This is a genomic window from Candidatus Allofontibacter sp. (genome assembly GCF_040404065.1).
Taxonomy (GTDB): Bacteria; Pseudomonadota; Alphaproteobacteria; order Pelagibacterales; family Pelagibacteraceae; genus Fontibacterium.
The window spans coordinates 236,761-256,158 of record NZ_JBBAJM010000001.1 but is presented as its reverse complement, the minus strand read 5'-3'; the positions used below and the strand labels follow the sequence as shown (position 1 = coordinate 256,158).

The window sequence follows — 19,398 nt, the reverse complement described above, 5'->3', positions numbered from 1 at the left end:
ATTATGAAAAATAGTTATTTGGATAAAATTGGTTTAAACGCTCTAAACGCATCAAAAAATCTATCTTTATTAAATGAGAAAAAAAAAAATAAAGTCCTTAAAGATTTCTATAAGAATTTTAAACAAAATCAAAAAAAAATCTTAAGAGCAAACAAGACCGACATTTCTAGAGCAAATAAAAATAAGGTTAGTAAAAATTTAGTTGATCGACTATTGCTGAATGAACATAAAATTAATTCTATACTTAATTCCATACAGGCAGTTATTAAATTAAAAGATCCAACTCAAAAAATAATATCAAAATGGAAAAGGCCAAATGGAATGATTATTAATAAATACACCGTTCCAATTGGAGTTATAGGCGTGATATATGAATCTAGACCAAACGTAACATCGGATGTTGCAACTCTATGCTTTAAATCTGGCAATGCGGTTATCTTGAGAGGCGGGAGCGAAGCTATTCAGACAAATAAAGTTATTGCTGAATGTTTTAAAAAATCCTTAAAGAAAAATAAAGTTGATGAGAATTGCGTTCAACTAATTCAAAATACAAATAGAAAATTAGTTGATTACATGCTTTCAAAGATGGAAAGATTTATTGACGTTATAATTCCAAGAGGAGGAAAAAATTTAGTTCAAAAAATTAAAACAATGTCTAACGTTCCAACTATTGGTCATTTAGAAGGAATTTGTCATGTCTATATTGATAGATATGCAGATTTAAATATGGCAAAAAAAGTTACACTTAATGCCAAAATGAGAAACACTAGCATTTGTGGTGCTGCTGAAACTTTATTAATCGATAAAGGCTGTCTAAAGACTCATTTAGGTCCAATATTGCAATTATTAAGTATTAGCGGATGTAAAATTATTGGGGATAAAATTGTACAAAAAAATTATCAAGGTTCTGTTTCTTTGGCGAAAGAACAAGACTGGAAAACAGAATATTTGGACTCTAAAATTTCAGTCAAAATTGTAAATGGAGTTGAGGATGCAATTAAACATATTAATAAATATGGAAGTCATCATACTGACAGTATTGTGACTGCTAATAAAATAAATGCTGGATTATTTTTATCAAAAGTTAATAGTGCAATAGTTTTACATAATGCCTCTACTCAATTTGCAGACGGGAATGAATTTGGTTTTGGAGCTGAAGTAGGCATATCTACAGATAAATTGCATCCTAGAGGACCGGTAGGTCTTGAACAGCTAGTAACTTACAAATATTTAGTAGAAGGTAATGGACAAACTAGACCTTAAACTTTTTATTAAAATATAATGAAAATTGGTATTCTTGGCGGAACCTTCGATCCTCCTCATATAGGTCATCTAAATATTTCATTAGAAGCTATTAAGAGATTTCAACTAAAAAAAGTTATATGGCTTATTACAAAAAAAAATCCTTTAAAAACTAACAAATCATCTAATGATGTTAATGAAAGAATAAAGCTATGTAATGAATTTATAAAAAAAAATAAAAATATTATTGATGTTAAGTATATTGAGGAAAAAACTAAATCAAATTTTTTATTCGATAACATAAAACACATTGTCAATAAATCACTAAACAACAGATATTATTTTATTATGGGCGCTGATAGTTTTATAAAATTTGATCAATGGAAGAAATATGATGAGATCTTAAGCAAACTATCTGTAATTGTGATTAATAGACCTGAATACTCAATAAAATCGTTAAATTCAGTAACTGCAAAAAAGCTTGAAAAGCAAAAGTCTTTGGAAGCCAACTTAAATACTAAACGACATAGATGGTATTTTTTAAATACTAAAGGTATGAATATCTCTTCATCAAAAATAAAAAAAACAATTAATGCAAACTAGAAACAAAGAATTACTTCTAAAAGAAATAATCAAAATTCTTGATAATAATAAAGCAAAAGATATCGTCAAAATTAATCTTGAAAATAAAAGTTCTATAGCTGACTACATGGTTGTTGCTAGCGGAACATCTTCTAGACACATTCAATCCATTTCAGAAAATACAATCGAAGAATTAAAAAAAATCGGAATTAAGGGCTGTAAAGTTGAAGGTAAAGATAGTGATAACTGGAAACTAATTGATGCAACTGATGTTATAGTTCATGTTTTCCATCATGAACAAAGAAAACATTATGACCTGGAAAAAATGTGGGAAGATATTCTACCAAGTCAAAAGATATCTGTTTAATGAAAATTAAAATTCTTTGTTTAGGAAGATTAAACAAAGATGAAGAAAATGAGCTGTGCAAACGTTACGAGAACAGACTTAAAAGTTTAAAAAATAGCGGAATTACTAATTTTTCAATTGAACAAATCTCAAAAAAAGAATTAGAAAATATAATCAAAAATAAAAAAGAAAAAAAAATTATTTTTTTAAGTGAGAATGGGCAAGATCTTAGTACCGTAAACTTATGTAAAAAATTAAAAAAATTAATAAATTCTTCTATTAAGGAAACGTTATTTATTATTGGAGAACCAGAAGGGTTCAAAAATTCTTTGAATAAAGAAAATTTCGAAGAAATATGTCTAAGTAAACTTACTTTTACCCACTCTTTAGCAAGAGTATTGTTAACCGAACAAATTTACAGATGCGCTACAATTATGATAAACCATCCCTATCACAGAGAATAAAAATGAAAAAAATCTACATAATATTAACTCTTATAATTTTAAATTTATTTACACAAAATACATTTGCACAAAAAAAAGATGCACTTTATGAAAAATTAGATTTATTTGGAGATATTCTTAACACTATAAACAAAGAGTACGTCAAAGAAATAAATGAGGGCGATGTTATTGATGGGGCAATTAATGGAATGCTTCAGTCTCTTGACCCTTATTCTTCTTATATGAATCCTAAAACGTTCAAAAATATGAACACTGAAACTAAGGGTGAGTTTGGAGGCCTTGGCATTGAAGTTACGATGGAGTCTGGTCTTGTAAAAGTAATTTCACCAATTGATGATACGCCAGCTGACAAAGCTGGAATTAAATCTGGTGACTACATTATTAAATTAGACGAAAAACAGGTTAAAGGTCTAACTCTCGAAGATGCCGTTAATACTATGAGAGGAAAGGCTGGAACACCTATAACTCTGACTATAAGAAGAATAGACACTAATGATCCTATAGTTGTTAAAATAGTTAGAGAAATCATTAAAACTAAATCCGTAGTATCAGAAGTCAAAGGAGATGTGGGCTATCTTAGATTAAGATCTTTCAATGAAAAAAGTGGTGATGAACTTATAGATCATATTAAGGAAATTAATAAAAACAAACCTAATGTTAGTGGTTTTGTTCTAGACCTTAGAAATAATCCTGGCGGACTTCTTACTCAGGCAATCAAAGTATCAGATACATTCTTAGATAGCGGTGAAATTGTATCGACCAAAGGCAGAGATCCTAAAGATGTTAAAATATATAATGCTAAAAAAGGAGATGAGATTAATGGCAGACCATTAATAGTTCTTATTAACGGCGGTTCTGCATCAGCCTCGGAAATTGTAGCTGGCGCTCTAAAAGATAACAAAAGAGCTATTATTGTAGGTGAAAAATCTTTTGGCAAAGGATCCGTTCAATCGATAATGCCTTTATCTAATGGTGGAGGATTAAGATTAACAATTGCAAAATATTATTTACCTAGCGGGGAAACTATTGAAAATATTGGTGTTCAACCAGATATTAAAATTGAACAAAAAAAAGAGAATTTCAAAATTAACGATCCTATAAATGACAATCAGTTAATTTACGCTTTAAAACTTCTAAAAGCCTCATGAAAGATTTAAGCAATCTTCCTTATAGGAAAGGTGTAGGAATAATGCTTATTAATAAAGAAACCAGAGTATTTATTGGAAAAAGAATTGATACAACACAAGCCTGGCAAATGCCCCAGGGTGGAGTTGATCATAATGAGGATGTTGAAACTGCAGCTAAAAGAGAGCTTAAAGAAGAAACTGGCATTACATCTATCGAAATTATAAAAAAATCTGAAAAAGAATTCGTTTACGATCTACCTAAAGAGTTACTTGGAAAAATTTGGGGTGGAAAATATAAAGGACAAAAACAAACTTGGTTTCTTGCAAAGTTTTTAGGGAAAAACGATGAGATTAATATTAAGCAAAAAAAAGCTGAATTTTATGATTGGCGATGGGAAGAGCCTCTGGAACTTCCTAAACTAATAGTTCCTTTTAAAAAAAAACTTTATAAAGAAGTTATAAAAGAATTTAAAGAATATTTCTAAGATTTAAGATTATTAATTTGATCAATAATCTGATTATTTAAATAAATCTCCTCGTCTGAAATTTCTTTAATAGTTAGTTTTTTTTCTGCATTTAGTTTTAGTTTCATAATTTCTTCACTCTGAAATTCAGAACTATTAAAAAGGTTATCTAACAAAATGCTTAATTTATTATTTGAAAATTCTACAGTTCCACCTGTTGAGAAAAATATATCAGAATTACTTCCATCTTTTGCAATAATCTTTCCTGCTTTAAGAAAAGTAATTATAGATATATGATCTTTAAATATCTCCATCTCTCCTTCAATTCCAGAAACTACAACGCTATCAACAGCCTTTGAGTAAGCTACTTGTTTTGGAGTTACGATTTCTAATTGGATATTATCTGCCATTTAAATTAAGCCACTGCTTCTTTTGCCATTTTTTCAGCTTTTGCAACGGCCTCTTCTATAGTTCCGACCATGTAAAATGCCGACTCTGGAAGATGATCATACTGACCTTTGCAGATTGCATCAAAACCCTTAATTGTTGATTGTAAATCAACTAATTTTCCTGGTGATCCTGTAAACACTTCGGCAACAAAGAAAGGTTGTGATAAAAATCTTTGTATCTTTCTTGCTCTTGATACTACTAATTTATCTTCCTCAGATAACTCATCCATACCTAAAATTGCAATAATATCTTGTAAAGATTTGTAGTTTTGTAAAATTTTTTGAACTTCCCTAGCGACTCTATAATGCTCTTCACCAACAATTCTTGGATCAAGAATTCTTGATGTTGAATCTAGAGGATCAACCGCAGGGTAAATTCCAAGCTCAGCAATTTGTCTTGATAAAACTGTTGTTGCATCTAAATGAGCAAAAGAAGTTGCGGGAGCGGGATCCGTTAAATCGTCTGCTGGAACGTAAATCGCTTGCACTGAAGTAATAGAACCTTTGCTAGTTGTTGTAATTCTTTCTTGTAAATTTCCCATATCTGTTGCTAAAGTTGGCTGATATCCAACCGCTGAAGGAATACGACCAAGTAATGCTGACACCTCAGATCCTGCTTGCGTAAATCTGAAAATATTATCAACGAAAAAAAGAACGTCTTGACCTTCTTTATCTCTAAAATATTCAGCAAGTGTTAGTCCTGATAAAGCAACTCGAGCTCTTGCTCCTGGTGGTTCATTCATTTGTCCGTAAACTAAAGCGGCTTTAGATCCTGGACCATCAACTTTAATAACGCCCGACTCTATCATCTCATGATACAAATCATTTCCTTCTCTTGTTCTTTCTCCAACTCCTGCAAACACTGAATACCCTCCGTGTGCTTTTGCAACGTTGTTAATTAATTCCATAATTAAAACTGTTTTTCCAACTCCGGCTCCTCCGAATAATCCAATTTTTCCACCTCTAGAATATGGAGCAAGCAAATCCACAACTTTAATTCCTGTAACTAAAACTTCAGTCTCTGTTGATTGCTCAACATAAGCTGGTGCAGCTCTGTGTATTGGCCATTTTTCTTTTGTTATTAAAGGACCTCTTTGATCAATTGGTTCACCAATAACATTTATGATTCTGCCTAATGTTTCTGGACCCACTGGTACAGTAATAGCTGTTCCTGTATTCGTTACCTTGTCTCCTCTTTTTAATCCTTCGGTCGTATCCATTGCTATAGTTCTAACTGTGTTTTCTCCAAGATGTTGCGCCACTTCTAGAACTACTCTTAATCCATTATTGTCACATTCTAGAGCGGTTAAAATTTCTGGTAATTGATTATCAAATTTTACGTCTACAACCGCTCCAATAACCTGAACTATTTTTCCAAATTTATTTTCCATAATTCTCCTATAAAGATTCTGCTCCTGATATGATTTCTATTAACTCCTTAGTAATAACTGCTTGTCTTGTTCTGTTATAATTAATTGTAAGTTTTGAGATCAAATCTCCTGCATTTCTAGTTGCGTTATCCATAGCCGTCATTCTTGATCCCTGTTCACTAGCCTGATTTTCTAGAAAAGCCGCATAAATTTGTGTTGCAATATTTTTTGGTAAAAGATTTTCTAGAATTTCATTTTCATCAGGCTCATAGTCATACTGACTATTTGCTGTGTTTTGTTGATTTGGTTTTTCCTCAATTGAAACAGGTATTAACTGTTGTGATTGTGGAATTTGAGCAATAACACTCTTAAATTTATTATAGAACAAAGTGCACACATCAAATTCATTTCTAGTAAATAGATTTAAAATTTTATCAGTAATCTCTTGAGCTTTTGCAAAAGAAACTACTTTTTCATCTTTAAGAGATACTCTATCGATAATATATTGATTATATTTTCTCTTAAGTTGATCGTTAGCTTTGCTACCGACAACTATAATTTTCAAATTCTTCCCTTCTTCTAATGCTTTTTCAAAAAAAACTTTAGCTTTTCTACATATGTTAGTATTAAAACCACCACACAAACCTCTGTCAGAGCTTAAAACAACACAAAGATGTGTTTCGGTTTTTTGATTTCCAACTAATAATTTTGGTGCTGAATCCATATCTGTTACTGAGTTTTTTAAATTTAGTATTATAGAATTTAATTTCTCAGAATAAGGTCTTGCATTTTCTGCATTCTGTTGTGCTTTTCTAAGTTTAGCAGCAGCAACCATCTTCATTGCTTTAGTTATTTTTTGAGTAGACTTAACGCTAACAATTCTATTTCTTAAAAACTTTAGACTGGCCATTTATTTAGCAAAACCTCTCTTAAAATCAGTAATAAATTGTTTTAATTTTTCTTCATTAGCTTCATCAATCTTTCCTGAAGATTTAATATTGTCTAAAATATCAGCAGCTTCTGATTTTATTTTTGATAAAAGTTTCTTCTCAAAAGATTTTATTTGATTAAGCTCAACATCATCCAAAAATCCTCTTACTCCCGAGAAAATAACAACAACTTGTTCTTCTACTTTTAAGGGTGAATACTGGTCTTGTTTTAATAATTCAGTTAATTTTGATCCACGATTTAATAGTTTTTGGGTCGCAAGATCTAAGTCTGATCCAAACTGAGCAAATGCTGCCATCTCTCGATACTGAGCAAGTTCAAGTTTGATTGAACCAGAAACTTGTTTCATCGCTTTAATCTGCGCTGCAGATCCAACCCTAGAAACTGAGATACCTACGTTAACAGCAGGCCTAACTCCTTTGTAAAAAAGTTCTGTTTCTAAGAATATTTGTCCGTCAGTAATAGAAATAACGTTTGTTGGAATATAAGCAGAGACGTCGCTAGCTTGCGTTTCAATGATTGGTAATGCTGTAAGAGATCCGCCACCATGTTTATCATTCAATTTTGCAGCTCTTTCAAGCAATCTACTATGAAGATAGAACACGTCCCCTGGAAAAGCTTCTCTTCCCGGAGGTCTACGTAAAAGTAATGACATTTGTCTATAAGCAACTGCTTGTTTTGATAAATCATCATAAACAATAAGGGCATGCATTCCATTATCTCTAAAATATTCTCCCATCGTACATCCTGTGTAAGGAGCTAAAAATTGTAATGGAGCTGGGTCCGATGCTGTTGCAGCAACAACGATAGTATACTCTAATGCACCCGCTTCTTCTAAAGTTTTAACAATCTGTGCAACGCTCGATCTTTTTTGTCCAATTGCAACATAAATACAATAAAGTTTTTTGCTCTCATCATTAGACTTGTTAATTTCTTTTTGATTAATAATTGTATCAATTGCAATTGCTGTTTTACCAGTTTGTCTATCGCCAATAATTAATTCCCTTTGTCCTCTTCCAACTGGAATTAAGCTATCAATAGCTTTTAATCCTGTTTGCATTGGTTCGTTTACAGATTTTCTTGGAATAATTCCTGGAGCTTTAATTTCAACTCTTTTTCTTTCAGCATTTTTATCAATTGGTCCTTTGCCATCTATTGGATTTCCCAATCCATCAACTACTCTTCCTAATAAAGATTTTCCAACAGCAACGTCAACGATAGAACCTGTTCTTTTAACTATATCACCTTCTTTAATTTTTGAGTCATCTCCAAATATAACCACCCCAACATTTTCTGTTTCAAGGTTTAAAGCCATACCTTTAGTGCCTTCAGAGAATTGAACCATCTCTCCAGCTTGCACGTTATCTAATCCGTAAACTCTGGCGATACCGTCTCCTACTGTTAAAACCTGACCAACCTCTGAAACTTCAACTTCTGTTCCGAAGTTTTTTATCTGGTCTTTTAAAATGTTAGTAATTTCTGAAGGGTTAATTTTCATTTTTATTTATTTAATAAATTATTTAATCTTGTCTTTGCGGAGGTGTCAATCATTGTGCTACCGATTTGTAAGATTGAACCAACCAATAAAGATTGATCCACAGAAAAAGAAATGTTGATTTTTTTCTTTAAAATATCGTCTAATTTTTTTGCAATGTCTACCTTCTCACTATCTGTGATTGCATGTGACAGTTTGAGAGTTGCAAGAACTTCTCCTCTTTCGTTTAACAATAAATCAAAAAAATTATTTACTATTTTTTCCACAAAGAAGAATCTTCTGTTTTTATTTAAAACTTTTAAAAATCTTGAAAATAAATCCGAAAATGAAAAGTGTTTAGTCAAAGCATCGATTACGTTGTTAATAACAGAATATTTATTAGTTGGATTTTTAATAAATTTTTTTAAATCATCGCTTTGAGATAATATCTCTTTTAATTTTAAGAAATCTTTTTCAAGAACATCTAAACTTTTAGCCTCATGAGCTAGCCTATATACTGCTTTAGCATATCTATTAGTTTCGCTAAAAGTTTTCATAAGTTTTTTTATTATTAAATTTAATAAGAAAAAGGTCTCGTAACATGCCAATTTACACTTATCAACTGTGATATTTTGTACTTTTTAAAAAAATTATTTAAAGTTTATTGGATCAACGTCTACCGTTAATGAAATGTTTTTTTTAATTTTAATAGTTTTTAACCAATTTTTTAAAAATTTTTGAGGAAATGCTTCTTGAGGGTATTTTAGCAAAAGCCTCGAACGATATTTTCCCTTTATAAGCGAAATTGAAGCGCTAACAGGACCTAGAAGTTGAGTATCTTTCATTTTAGGAATTCTATTTTTTAAAATTCTCGCACACTCATCTACATCAAATCTATTTTTGCCAGATATAATAAAAGCGATTAGTTTTGTAAAAGGGGGCAAATTAGATCTTTCCCTAAAACTAATTTCATTCTCATAAAAAGATAAAATATTTTGGTCACATATTGATTTTAAAGTCTGATTTTCTGGCTCAAAAGTTTGAAAATATACTGTCGAATTTTTAACTTCTCTTCCGGCTCTACCGCTAAGTTGGTTCATGAGCTGATATGTCTTTTCTGAGCTACGAATATCATTACCTAAAAAATTGGTATCAGCATTAACAACGACGATGCAATTTAACTTTGGAAAATGAAACCCTTTAGAAATTAATTGAGTGCCTACAATAATATTTATTTTCCCATCTTGTATATTTTCAAAAATCTTTTTGGCATTATCATCATTATGAATAAAATCACTTGAGAACAGTTCAATTCTTTGATCTGAAAAAATTTCTTTCACTTCTTCATATATTTTTTCTACACCCAAACCATAAAAAGACAGTTTGCAATCATCTCCATCTTTACATTTTCTTTGAAGTGAAGCTTCATGATTACAATAATGACATATTAATTTATTTGTTTCCTTATGATAAATTAATGAAACTGAACAGTGCGGGCAATTGAAACGATAACCACATTTTGAGCAGATAACAAAAGTTGAGTATCCTCTTCGATTTAAAAAAAATAATATCTGATTTCCTTTTTCTAAAATATTTCTAAGCTCAGGAAGAATAGATGGTGAAATAAATTTAGATTTAAGAGGAGGATTAATTTTCAAATCTACAAATTTTACTTCTGGTAATTGAGCATCCTTATATCTCTTATCTAAACTTATATAAAAAAACTTTTTATTTATTGTATTGTAATAAGTTTCAAGAGAAGGTGTCGCGGATACAAGAATAACTGATATATTTTTTATTGAAGCCATTAATACAGCCATATCCCTTGCATTATAAATAATTTGATCTTCCTGCTTGTAAGATTGATCGTGCTCTTCATCTATAATAATCAAACCCAGTTTCTTGAAAGGAAGAAAAAGGGATGATCTTGCACCTAAAACTAAATTAATTTTATTGTCAGCAATACCCTGCCAAATTAATTTTTTATTTTTTTCAGAAACATCGGAATGCCATAAGGAGGGATAATTACCAAAATACTCCTTAAACCTCTCTTTAATTTGATTTGTTAATGCAATCTCAGGAAGCAAAACCAGAACCTGATAACCTTTTTCTAAAAAATCTTGTATTTTTTTAAAGTATATTAATGTTTTTCCTGAGCCAGTAATTCCATGTAACAACGTTGTTGAAAACTTATCAAAAGTAATTTTGTCATCTAAAATTTTAATAGCTTTTTTTTGACTGTCGTCAAAATTAATTTTCTTTTTTAATGTAGATTTAAAAAATTCTATTTTTTTATTTTTTTTTAAAGATTTGATAAATGCTTTTTTAAAAATAAATAATTTAAGAACAATTCCTAAATCAACCAAATTATATAAAGAAAATTTTTCTACAAAAGTTAAGATGTCTTTATCTAGAGATACAAAATCAAATTTTTTCTTTATATCCTTTATTCTAATTGAGCTTTTAACAGAACTTCCTTTGCCCCAAACAACCCCTATAATTTCTTTGTTTTGAAATGGAACCAAAACAAAATCTCCAATTTTTGCATTAATATCTTTTGGAAGATTATATGTGAAGGGATGGTCAAATTTTAATGGTAATAATACGTCTAATGTCATCAAAAAATTCTATTAACTGTTTATTTCTTAGTATAAATTTTATAATCTAAATCCATGGAAATTTTTCTAGACTCATCAGATATTAAAGAAATTAGAGGATTAAACAAAGCTAATTTAATAGATGGCGTCACAACAAATCCTTCTCTACTTGCAAGTGCAAATACTGATTTTAAAATTTTATTAAAAGAAATCTGCAGCGAAATAAAAGGACCGGTGAGTGCTGAAGTAACGGCTCCTGACGTTCCTTCGATGTTAAAAGAGGCGGATGTATTAAGGAAAATTGCAAAAAATATTGTTATTAAAGTTCCTTTAACTTGGAATGGATTGCAAGCATGCAGTTTACTTTCAGAGAAAAAAATAAAAACGAACGTTACTTTGTGCTTTTCTACATCTCAGGCTTTACTCGCAGCAAAAGCTGGTGCAACTTATGTTTCTCCATTTATTGGACGACTCGATGATATTGGCGAAGATGGAATTAAACTAATAGAAGATATAAAAAAAGTTTTTAGCAATTATAAAAATATAAAAACAAAAATCTTATCAGCATCTATAAGATCTGTTGAGCATTTCAGCGCTGTTGCTTCGATTGGATCAGATGTTGCTACTGTTCCAGTTAAAGTTTTTAAAGAACTTCATAAACACCATCTTACAGACAAAGGTATAGATATTTTTACTGCAGACTGGAAAAAGTCTGGAATGAAAATCTAGATCTAAAAGTGAATAGCTCTCTTATCAACTGCTAGGGCTGCTTCTTTGATCGCTTCTGCTAACGTAGGGTGTGCATGACATGTTCTTGCTATATCTTCTGCGCTTGCACCAAATTCCATAGCCAAAGCCATTTCTGCTATCATATTACCAACATCTGGTCCGATCATATGAACACCCAGAACTCTGTCTGTTTTTTCATCAGATAAAATCTTAACAAAACCATCTCCTTCGTCATTAATTTTTGCTCTTGCATTGGCTGCGAAAGGAAATTTTCCAATTTTGTAAGATATTTTTTGCTCTTTAAGTTGTTCTTCTGTTTTTCCAACTGAAGCAACTTCTGGTGAAGTATAAACCACACCAGGAATGACATCGTAATTTACATGTCCATATTTGCCACTAAGAATTTCAGCAATAGCAATTCCTTCTTCTTCTGCCTTATGCGCTAACATCGGACCAACAATCACATCACCAATTGCATAAATATTTTCTACATTAGTTTTGTATTTATGATCTGTTTCTACTCTTCCTTTAGAGTCTAATTTTACTCCAATTTTTTCAAGATTTAATCCTGTTGTATTTGGCTTTCTTCCAACAGACATTAATACTATGTCGCAATCGATATCGCTTTTAGCTCCATTCTTCTCGACTGTAACAACAGCACCATTTTTATTTTTTTTAACACTGATTACTTTTGTTGATAAATCAAACTGCATTCCTTGTTTTTTTAATATTTTTAAAAAAGCATCTGACACCTCTCTGTCCATGCCTGGAGTTATGTAGTCTAAATATTCTACAACCTGAACTTCAGAGCCTAATCTTAGCCATACAGAGCCCATTTCAAGTCCAATATAACCCGCTCCAATAACAATAAGTTTTTTAGGAACAGCGTTTAAATTTAGTGCTCCTGTTGAAGAAACAACTATTTTTTCATCAATTTCTATATTTGGAAGTGAAATAGGAACTGATCCTGTCGCAATAATTGCATTTTTAAATTTATAATCTTTCTGATTACCAGAATCATCTTTCACCGATATTGTGTTTTTGTCTTTAAACGATCCAAAGCCCTTAATATAAGTAACTTTATTTTTTTTAAATAAAAATTCTATACCCTTAGTAAGCCCTTCAACTCCTTTAGACTTGTGACTCATCATCTTTGCAAGGTCTAGTGATGGCTCATTAATATTAATTCCTATATTTTTAAATTCAGTCTTTGCTTTTCTATAAAGGTCAGATGAATGCAATAAGGCTTTTGAAGGTATGCAGCCAACATTGAGACATGTGCCTCCTAATGTTCCTCTAGACTCTATACATGCTGTTTTTAATCCAAGTTGGGCCGCTCTAATTGCGCCAACATATCCTCCTGGACCACCACCTATAACTAAAAAATCAAATTCTTCCATGAATTACAATTTTAAAAAAAGTCTTCTTGGATCTTCTAAATATTCTTTAACTCTAACTAAGAATGAAACTGCATCCTTTCCATCAATAATTCTATGATCATAAGATAAGGCTAGGTACATTATCGGTCTAACTTCTACTTTTCCTTCAATAACAACTGCTCTCTGAACAATATTATGCATTCCTAGAACTCCAGATTGCGGCGGATTTAATATCGGAGTTGATAACATCGATCCATAAATTCCTCCGTTTGTAATTGTAAAAGTTCCGCCCTGAAGTTCATCGATAGACAATTGTCCGGTTCTTGCTTTCTCACCAAGAGCAACGATTTGTTTTTCAATATCAGCAAATGATAATTCATCTGCATTTCTAACTACCGGAACAACTAGTCCTTTCTCTGTTCCAACAGCAACTCCTATATTATAATAATTTTTATAAACAATTTCGTCTTGTTGAATTTCTGCATTAATTACTGGAAAAGCTTTTAAAGCTTCTACGCAAGACTTTACAAAGAAAGACATAAACCCTAGTTTCGCTCCGTATCTTTTTTGGAAACCATCTTTATATTCAGATCTCATTTCAATAATTCGCGACATATCAATTTCATTGAATGTCGTAAGCATAGCTGCATTATTTTGCGCTTCTTTTAGTCTTTTGGCGATAGTTGCCCTTAAACGGGTCATCTTAACGCGCTCTTCATTTCCTTTTGTTGCTCTTGCTTGAGTAGGAGCAGAAGGAAGCCCCATGGACTCCAATAAGTCTCCAACTAAAATTCTTCCATCTCTTCCTGAGCCGCTAATTGTGCTAATATCAATTCTTTTTTCTTCGACTATTCTTTTTACTGCTGGTGATAATATTTCTTTTTTATCTTGAACAACTTCTAACTTTGGTCTTGTTGGCTCTGGGGCTTTAACTGATGGCTCTGAAATTTTAACTGGTTCTTTTTTTACGCTAGCACTTCCTGCTCCTACTGAACCAAGAATTGCACCAACTTTGACTGTTGTTCCTTCTTGAATTTTAATTTCTGACAAAACGCCAGATTCTGGAGATGGAACCGCAACGCTAACCTTGTCAGTTTCTAATTCAACAACGGGTTCATCTACTTTTACAGCGTCTCCAACTTTTTTTAACCACTTAGAAACCGTAGCTTCGGTTACTGACTCGCCAAGTGTGGGTACTAATAAATCTTTTGCCATTATTCTATAAAAGTACTCTTGATATTATTTCGTCCTGCTGTTGTACATGTTTTTTCAAATATCCGGTAGCCGTTGAAGCTGAAGGTTTTCTGCCAACATAATGTACTTTTTTAGACTTGGCGCCAATCGAATCTAATGTCCAATTGATATATCTTTCAACAAAACTCCAGGCACCCATATTTTCTGGCTCTTCCTGACACCAAATAAATTCATCGGCATTTTTAAATCTTTTTAAGAAACTAGCTAATTTTTTTACTGGGAATGGATATAGCTGTTCAATTCTTAATAATTGAACTTTAGGATTTCTTATAATTTCTCTTTTTTCAGAAATATCAAAATAAACTTTTCCAGAACAAAGAACTACGCGTTTAATTTCTTCATCTTTTACTAATTTAATTAAATTATATTCCTGAAAATCTGCATGATCTGGCAATATTCTATGAAAAGAATTTTCAGGTAAAAAATCTTCGATCTCAGAAACACATTTTTTGTGTCTCAATAAAGATTTTGGAGAGAATACTATAAGTGGTTTTCTAAATTTTCTATGAATTTGTCTTCTTAATAAATGAAAATAATTTGCGGGTGTAGTGCAATTGACTACTTGTAAGTTTTCTTGAGCACAAGATTGCAGATATCTTTCAATTCGCGCTGAGGAATGCTCTGGTCCTTGTCCTTCATAGCCATGGGGTAAAAGCATTACTAAACCACTTGCTCGTGTCCATTTTTTTTCTCCAGAAGTAATAAACTGATCAATTATAATTTGAGCGCCATTTGCAAAATCACCAAACTGAGCTTCCCACAAAACTAATGTCTCTGGTGAAGATATTGAGTATCCATATTCAAACCCTAAAACACCAAACTCTGAAAGAAAGCTATCAATAATCTCAAACTGCGCTTGTTTTGAGCTAAGATTTTTTAAAGGGTAATATTTTTCTCCCGTGTCCTGGTCAAGCACGCCGGCATGTCTTTGACTGAAAGTTCCTCTTGATGAATCTTGTCCCACAAATCTTACTGGGTAACCTTCTAATAATAAAGTTCCAAAAGCTAAACTCTCAGCTGTCGCCCAGTCAAAACTTTTTCCGGTTTCAAACATTTTTTTCTTTGCTTCAAAAAGTCTTTTTATCGTTGAATGAAAATTTAAATTTTCAGGAAGATTGTAAATTTTTTCTCCGACTTGACGGATTAAATCTAAATCAACACCTGTTACACCTCTACGATCAGATCCAATTTCAGTTGTAAATTTTGACCAGCTTCCTGTGAACCAATCTACTTGATTTGAAATGTAGCTCTTTGAGCTTTCAAACTCTTTATCTAAAAATTCTTTAAAATTATCTTTTTCTTTTTGAAATTCTTCATTTCTTAAAACCCCTTCTTGAACAAGTTGGTTTCCATAAATTTTCAGTGTTGTAGCTTGAGATTTAATTTTTTTATACATTAAAGGCTGCGTAAAAGAAGGTTCATCTCCTTCATTGTGACCAAATCTTCGATAGCAAATAATATCTATAACAACATCTCGTTTAAATTTTTGCCTATATTCTGTTGCAATTCTTGCACAATAAACAACAGATTCTACATCATCCCCATTAACATGGAATATTGGAGCTTGAACCATTTTGGCTACTTCAGATGGATAGGGAGATGATCTTGCAAAAGAAGGACTGGTCGTAAAACCAATTTGATTATTAACAATAATATGAATTGTACCTCCGGTATTGTGTCCTTTCAAACCAGACATAGCAAAACATTCTGCAACAATTCCTTGTCCCGCAAATGCTGCATCTCCATGCAAAAGCACCGGAATGACTTTTACTCTTTGTGGGTCATTATGAAAAAATTGTTTAGCTCTTGTTTGTCCTAAAACTACAGGATTTACTGCCTCAAGGTGAGAAGGGTTTGCAGTCAAACTTACATGAACATTATTTCCACCAAAATCTCTATCTGCAGATGCACCTAAATGATATTTAACATCACCCGATACACCGGCTGTATCTGTGCCTAGATCTCCTGAAAATTCTTTAAATATCTTTTTAAAAGGTTTTTGAATAACGTTGGCAAGAATATTTAATCTACCTCTATGTGGCATTCCAATTTTAATTTCTTTCACTCCTGAGTTTCCACCAACTTTAATTATTTGCTCAAGAGCAGGGATTAAAGACTCACAACCATCTAAACCGAATCTTTTTGTTCCAACAAATTTAGTATGACAATAAGTTTCAAATCCTTCTGCCTCTACTAATTTTTTAAAAATTGCTTTTTTTCCTTCAGTTGAAAAAGTTGCTTCTTTGCCTTTTCCCTCAATTCTTTCTTGGATCCACTTTTTTTCCTCGGGATCCCCCATGTGCATAAATTCTATCCCAATTTTAGAACAATAAGTTTTTAATAAAATTTCTAATATCTCATTAACAGTTGCATATTCAAAGCCGAGTACTTTATCTAAAAATATTTTTCTATTTCTATCTTCTTTTTTAAAGCCATAAGTTTCAGGATTAAGTTCTGGATGATAATTTTTCTCTTGAAGCTCTAAAGGATCTAAATCTGCGATTAAATGACCTCTAATTCTATAAGCCCTAATCATCATAATTGCTCTGACAGAATCGATAGTAGATCTTTCTACATCTAACTTATCATTACTTGATAAATTTTTATTCTTTTCAACTATTTTTTCTTTAATTGAACTTTCATTTAAATTTTTGGGAAGGTATTTTTCATAAATATCTAAATCTCCATTAGAAATATATTTTATATTAGATGGGGCCCAACTTGGTCCTTGATTGTTTGTAATATTATTTTTTGAATCTCCTAAACCTTCAAAAAATTGTCTCCAGCTTTCTGGGATGCTAGAAGGATTCTCTACGAATTTAGCGTAAAGTTTTTCGATATAAGAAGAATTTGAGCCAGATAAAAAGGATGTTTTTTCAAAAATAATATTATTTTCCTGTGAAGACATTTAGTTCTAATCTTATATTAAAATATTATGCCTTAATTTTGTCAAACAATGTTTTCCCAATATCTGCTGGTGAATTTGCGACTGTTATTCCGCAAGATCTCATTGCTTCTATCTTGTCTTTTGCAAGTCCTTTTCCTCCAGAAATAATAGCTCCTGCATGACCCATTCTTCTTCCTGGGGGTGCAGTTACTCCAGCAATAAATCCAACGACTGGTTTTTTAGTTTTTGAAGACTTAATAAATTCAGCCGCTTCTTCTTCTGCACTTCCTCCAATTTCACCTATCATAATAATAGATTTAGTTTCATCATCTTTTAAAAATAATTCTAAGCAATCTATAAAGTTAGTTCCGTTGATTGGGTCTCCTCCAATTCCAATGCATGTAGATTGGCCTAAGCCTAAAACAGTAGTTTGCGCTACCGCTTCATAGGTTAAGGTTCCTGATCTTGATACTATTCCAACAGATCCTTTTTTATGAATATGTCCTGGCATAATTCCAATTTTACATTCGTCTGGTGTAATAATTCCTGGACAATTTGGCCCTATTAGTCTGCTTTTAGTTTTAATTAATTTTTCCTTAACTTTAATCATATCAAGCACTGGGATTCCTTCAGTGATACAAACGATTAATGGAATTTCACTATCTATCGCCTCAAGAATAGCTGCTGCTGCATAAGGAGCGGGAACATAAATCATTGTTGCGTCGGGTTGAACTTTTTCAACTGCTTCGGCAACGGTATTAAATACGGGCCTACCTAGGTGTGTTTGTCCTCCTTTTTTTGGAGTAATACCACCAACTAAATTTGTACCATAAGCAATTGCTTGTTCAGAATGAAACGTTCCATGCTTTCCGGTAAAACCCTGACAAATAACTTTTGTTTTTTTATTAACTAAAACTGACATTTAAGATGTTGCCTCCACAATTTTTTTTGCAGCATCTGATAAATTGTCAGCTGAAATAATAGTTAATCCCGATTTTTTTAAAATTTCTTTTCCTTGATCAACATTTGTTCCTGCAAGTCTGACAACAAGAGGAATTTTAAGACCAATTTCTTTGGCTGCTTCGACTACTCCTTGAGCAATAATATCGCAACGCATAATTCCTCCAAAAATATTTATTAAAATTCCTTCAACGTTTTTATCGGACAAAATGATCTTAAATGCTGCTGACACTTTTTCTTTTGTAGCTCCACCACCAACATCTAAAAAATTTGCTGGCTCTGAACCATAAAGTTTTATTATATCCATTGTTGCCATAGCAAGACCCGCACCATTAACCATGCAGCCAATTTTTCCATCTAATTTAATGTAAGCTAATTCATATTTACTAGCTTCTATTTCCATTGGATCTTCTTCGTTTAGATCTCTAAGTGCTTTAATATCAGGATGCCTAAAAAGAGCGTTGTCATCAAAACTTATTTTGGCATCTAAACATTTAATTTGATCTTCAGTTGTAAGAATTAAAGGATTAATTTCAATTAAACTTGCATCAGTATTAACCAAAGTATCATATAGAGCCTGCGCTACTTTTTTTACTTGGTTTTTTTGGTCATTTGCAAGATTGTAAGGTTTTACAATCGACTCTAAATCTTCTTCTCTTAATTTTAATGATAATGAAACACGCGTTGTGATAATTTTTTCAGGAGTTTTGTCCGCAACTTCTTCAACGTCCATTCCTCCTTCTGCGCTAGAAATAAAAGCAATTTTTGAAGATGCTCTATCTACCAAACATGATAAATAAAATTCTTTTTTAATATCTGAGGCTTCTTCTATATATAATCTTTTTACTTCTCTTCCTTGAGGTCCCGTCTGATGAGTAACTAAAACTTTTCCAAGCAATTCTTTGCATTTTTGCTTTAACTCATCAATATTTTTAACTAATTTTACCCCTCCGGCTTTACCTCTTCCTCCGGCATGAATCTGAGCTTTTACTACATAAAGTTTAGTATTGAGCTGCTTAATCTTCTCGTCAATCTCGTTTAGGTTAAAAATAACTACTCCCTTTGAAACTGGAGCGCCAAATTTTTTTATTAAATCTTTTGCCTGATGTTCGTGAATGTTCATGAA

The 19,398-nt window shown here is 31.8% G+C and carries 18 protein-coding genes; 7 read left to right on the top strand and 11 right to left on the bottom strand.

Features of this window, described 5'->3' with window-relative positions; translation table 11 throughout:
* Positions 1–3: 3 nt before the first annotated feature.
* From AC8IG9_RS01330 to AC8IG9_RS01305, 6 genes are read left to right on the top strand one after another with little or no spacing between them, the layout of a single operon-like run.
* A complete protein-coding gene (locus AC8IG9_RS01330; protein WP_507425026.1) occupies positions 4–1,263 on the top strand; it encodes a glutamate-5-semialdehyde dehydrogenase in 1,260 nt (419 codons plus the stop codon).
* 18 nt (positions 1,264–1,281) lie between these two features.
* On the top strand, positions 1,282–1,845 hold the full coding sequence (gene nadD, locus AC8IG9_RS01325) for a nicotinate (nicotinamide) nucleotide adenylyltransferase (RefSeq protein ID WP_507425025.1): 564 nt from the start codon (positions 1,282–1,284) through the stop codon (positions 1,843–1,845).
* The gene (gene rsfS / locus AC8IG9_RS01320) at positions 1,835–2,191 is read left to right on the top strand and encodes a ribosome silencing factor (RefSeq protein ID WP_507425024.1); all 357 of its coding nucleotides are present in this window, start codon (positions 1,835–1,837) and stop codon (positions 2,189–2,191) included. Before nadD ends, rsfS begins: the two co-directional genes overlap by 11 nt.
* Complete coding sequence (locus AC8IG9_RS01315; protein ID WP_507425023.1) at positions 2,191–2,634, top strand: 23S rRNA (pseudouridine(1915)-N(3))-methyltransferase RlmH; 444 nt, start codon at positions 2,191–2,193, stop codon at positions 2,632–2,634. Before rsfS ends, AC8IG9_RS01315 begins: the two co-directional genes overlap by 1 nt.
* Positions 2,635–2,636: 2 nt before the next feature.
* On the top strand, positions 2,637–3,782 hold the full coding sequence (locus AC8IG9_RS01310; protein WP_507425022.1) for a S41 family peptidase: 1,146 nt from the start codon (positions 2,637–2,639) through the stop codon (positions 3,780–3,782).
* The gene (locus AC8IG9_RS01305; protein ID WP_507425021.1) at positions 3,779–4,246 is read left to right on the top strand and encodes an RNA pyrophosphohydrolase; all 468 of its coding nucleotides are present in this window, start codon (positions 3,779–3,781) and stop codon (positions 4,244–4,246) included. The genes AC8IG9_RS01310 and AC8IG9_RS01305 overlap by 4 nt, the downstream gene beginning before the upstream one ends.
* Here the strand turns inward: AC8IG9_RS01305 and atpC are convergent.
* The 6 genes from atpC to priA form a co-directional block, all read right to left on the bottom strand.
* Positions 4,243–4,635, bottom strand: coding sequence for an ATP synthase F1 subunit epsilon (gene atpC, locus AC8IG9_RS01300; RefSeq protein ID WP_507425020.1), 393 nt, complete (start codon positions 4,633–4,635; stop codon positions 4,243–4,245). The genes AC8IG9_RS01305 and atpC overlap by 4 nt on opposite strands.
* A 5-nt stretch (positions 4,636–4,640) precedes the next feature.
* Complete coding sequence (gene atpD / locus AC8IG9_RS01295) at positions 4,641–6,065, bottom strand: F0F1 ATP synthase subunit beta (protein WP_507425019.1); 1,425 nt, start codon at positions 6,063–6,065, stop codon at positions 4,641–4,643.
* A 7-nt stretch (positions 6,066–6,072) separates the two neighbouring features.
* Positions 6,073–6,954 (bottom strand): F0F1 ATP synthase subunit gamma, encoded by an 882-nt coding sequence (locus tag AC8IG9_RS01290; RefSeq protein ID WP_507425018.1) that lies wholly within the window; start codon positions 6,952–6,954, stop codon positions 6,073–6,075.
* A complete protein-coding gene (gene atpA, locus AC8IG9_RS01285) occupies positions 6,955–8,490 on the bottom strand; it encodes a F0F1 ATP synthase subunit alpha (protein WP_507425017.1) in 1,536 nt (511 codons plus the stop codon).
* Positions 8,491–8,492: 2 nt separating this feature from the next.
* On the bottom strand, positions 8,493–9,023 hold the full coding sequence (gene atpH, locus AC8IG9_RS01280) for an ATP synthase F1 subunit delta (RefSeq protein ID WP_507425016.1): 531 nt from the start codon (positions 9,021–9,023) through the stop codon (positions 8,493–8,495).
* Between the two features lie 93 nt (positions 9,024–9,116).
* On the bottom strand, positions 9,117–11,084 hold the full coding sequence (gene priA / locus AC8IG9_RS01275; RefSeq protein WP_507425015.1) for a replication restart helicase PriA: 1,968 nt from the start codon (positions 11,082–11,084) through the stop codon (positions 9,117–9,119).
* A 54-nt stretch (positions 11,085–11,138) separates the two neighbouring features.
* Between priA and fsa the strand changes: the two genes are divergently transcribed.
* Positions 11,139–11,792 (top strand): fructose-6-phosphate aldolase, encoded by a 654-nt coding sequence (gene fsa / locus AC8IG9_RS01270; RefSeq protein ID WP_507425014.1) that lies wholly within the window; start codon positions 11,139–11,141, stop codon positions 11,790–11,792.
* Positions 11,793–11,794: 2 nt separating this feature from the next.
* Here fsa and lpdA read toward each other — a convergent pair whose 3' ends face one another.
* The 5 genes from lpdA to sucC are packed head-to-tail and all read right to left on the bottom strand — an operon-like array spanning position 11,795 to position 19,395.
* Complete coding sequence (lpdA, locus tag AC8IG9_RS01265; RefSeq protein ID WP_507425013.1) at positions 11,795–13,192, bottom strand: dihydrolipoyl dehydrogenase; 1,398 nt, start codon at positions 13,190–13,192, stop codon at positions 11,795–11,797.
* A gap of 3 nt (positions 13,193–13,195) precedes the next feature.
* The gene (gene odhB, locus AC8IG9_RS01260) at positions 13,196–14,386 is read right to left on the bottom strand and encodes a 2-oxoglutarate dehydrogenase complex dihydrolipoyllysine-residue succinyltransferase (protein WP_507425012.1); all 1,191 of its coding nucleotides are present in this window, start codon (positions 14,384–14,386) and stop codon (positions 13,196–13,198) included.
* A gap of 4 nt (positions 14,387–14,390) precedes the next feature.
* The gene (locus tag AC8IG9_RS01255; protein WP_507425011.1) at positions 14,391–17,333 is read right to left on the bottom strand and encodes a 2-oxoglutarate dehydrogenase E1 component; all 2,943 of its coding nucleotides are present in this window, start codon (positions 17,331–17,333) and stop codon (positions 14,391–14,393) included.
* Positions 17,334–17,358: 25 nt separating this feature from the next.
* The gene (gene sucD, locus AC8IG9_RS01250; RefSeq protein WP_507425010.1) at positions 17,359–18,234 is read right to left on the bottom strand and encodes a succinate--CoA ligase subunit alpha; all 876 of its coding nucleotides are present in this window, start codon (positions 18,232–18,234) and stop codon (positions 17,359–17,361) included.
* A complete protein-coding gene (gene sucC, locus AC8IG9_RS01245; RefSeq protein ID WP_507425009.1) occupies positions 18,235–19,395 on the bottom strand; it encodes an ADP-forming succinate--CoA ligase subunit beta in 1,161 nt (386 codons plus the stop codon).
* Between the last annotated feature and the right edge of the window lie 3 nt (positions 19,396–19,398).

Bases quoted from the DNA above. Each gene is read 5' to 3' on its own strand.
- AC8IG9_RS01330 (WP_507425026.1), top strand. From the start codon at position 4: ATGAAAAATAGTTATTTGGATAAAATTGGTTTAAACGCTCTAAACGCA.
- nadD (WP_507425025.1), top strand. From the start codon at position 1,282: ATGAAAATTGGTATTCTTGGCGGAACCTTCGATCCTCCTCATATAGGT.
- rsfS (WP_507425024.1), top strand. From the start codon at position 1,835: ATGCAAACTAGAAACAAAGAATTACTTCTAAAAGAAATAATCAAAATT.
- AC8IG9_RS01315 (WP_507425023.1), top strand. From the start codon at position 2,191: ATGAAAATTAAAATTCTTTGTTTAGGAAGATTAAACAAAGATGAAGAA.
- AC8IG9_RS01310 (WP_507425022.1), top strand. From the start codon at position 2,637: ATGAAAAAAATCTACATAATATTAACTCTTATAATTTTAAATTTATTT.
- AC8IG9_RS01305 (WP_507425021.1), top strand. From the start codon at position 3,779: ATGAAAGATTTAAGCAATCTTCCTTATAGGAAAGGTGTAGGAATAATG.
- atpC (WP_507425020.1), bottom strand. From the start codon at position 4,635: ATGGCAGATAATATCCAATTAGAAATCGTAACTCCAAAACAAGTAGCT.
- atpD (WP_507425019.1), bottom strand. From the start codon at position 6,065: ATGGAAAATAAATTTGGAAAAATAGTTCAGGTTATTGGAGCGGTTGTA.
- AC8IG9_RS01290 (WP_507425018.1), bottom strand. From the start codon at position 6,954: ATGGCCAGTCTAAAGTTTTTAAGAAATAGAATTGTTAGCGTTAAGTCT.
- atpA (WP_507425017.1), bottom strand. From the start codon at position 8,490: ATGAAAATTAACCCTTCAGAAATTACTAACATTTTAAAAGACCAGATA.
- atpH (WP_507425016.1), bottom strand. From the start codon at position 9,023: ATGAAAACTTTTAGCGAAACTAATAGATATGCTAAAGCAGTATATAGG.
- priA (WP_507425015.1), bottom strand. From the start codon at position 11,084: ATGACATTAGACGTATTATTACCATTAAAATTTGACCATCCCTTCACA.
- fsa (WP_507425014.1), top strand. From the start codon at position 11,139: ATGGAAATTTTTCTAGACTCATCAGATATTAAAGAAATTAGAGGATTA.
- lpdA (WP_507425013.1), bottom strand. From the start codon at position 13,192: ATGGAAGAATTTGATTTTTTAGTTATAGGTGGTGGTCCAGGAGGATAT.
- odhB (WP_507425012.1), bottom strand. From the start codon at position 14,386: ATGGCAAAAGATTTATTAGTACCCACACTTGGCGAGTCAGTAACCGAA.
- AC8IG9_RS01255 (WP_507425011.1), bottom strand. From the start codon at position 17,333: ATGTCTTCACAGGAAAATAATATTATTTTTGAAAAAACATCCTTTTTA.
- sucD (WP_507425010.1), bottom strand. From the start codon at position 18,234: ATGTCAGTTTTAGTTAATAAAAAAACAAAAGTTATTTGTCAGGGTTTT.
- sucC (WP_507425009.1), bottom strand. From the start codon at position 19,395: ATGAACATTCACGAACATCAGGCAAAAGATTTAATAAAAAAATTTGGC.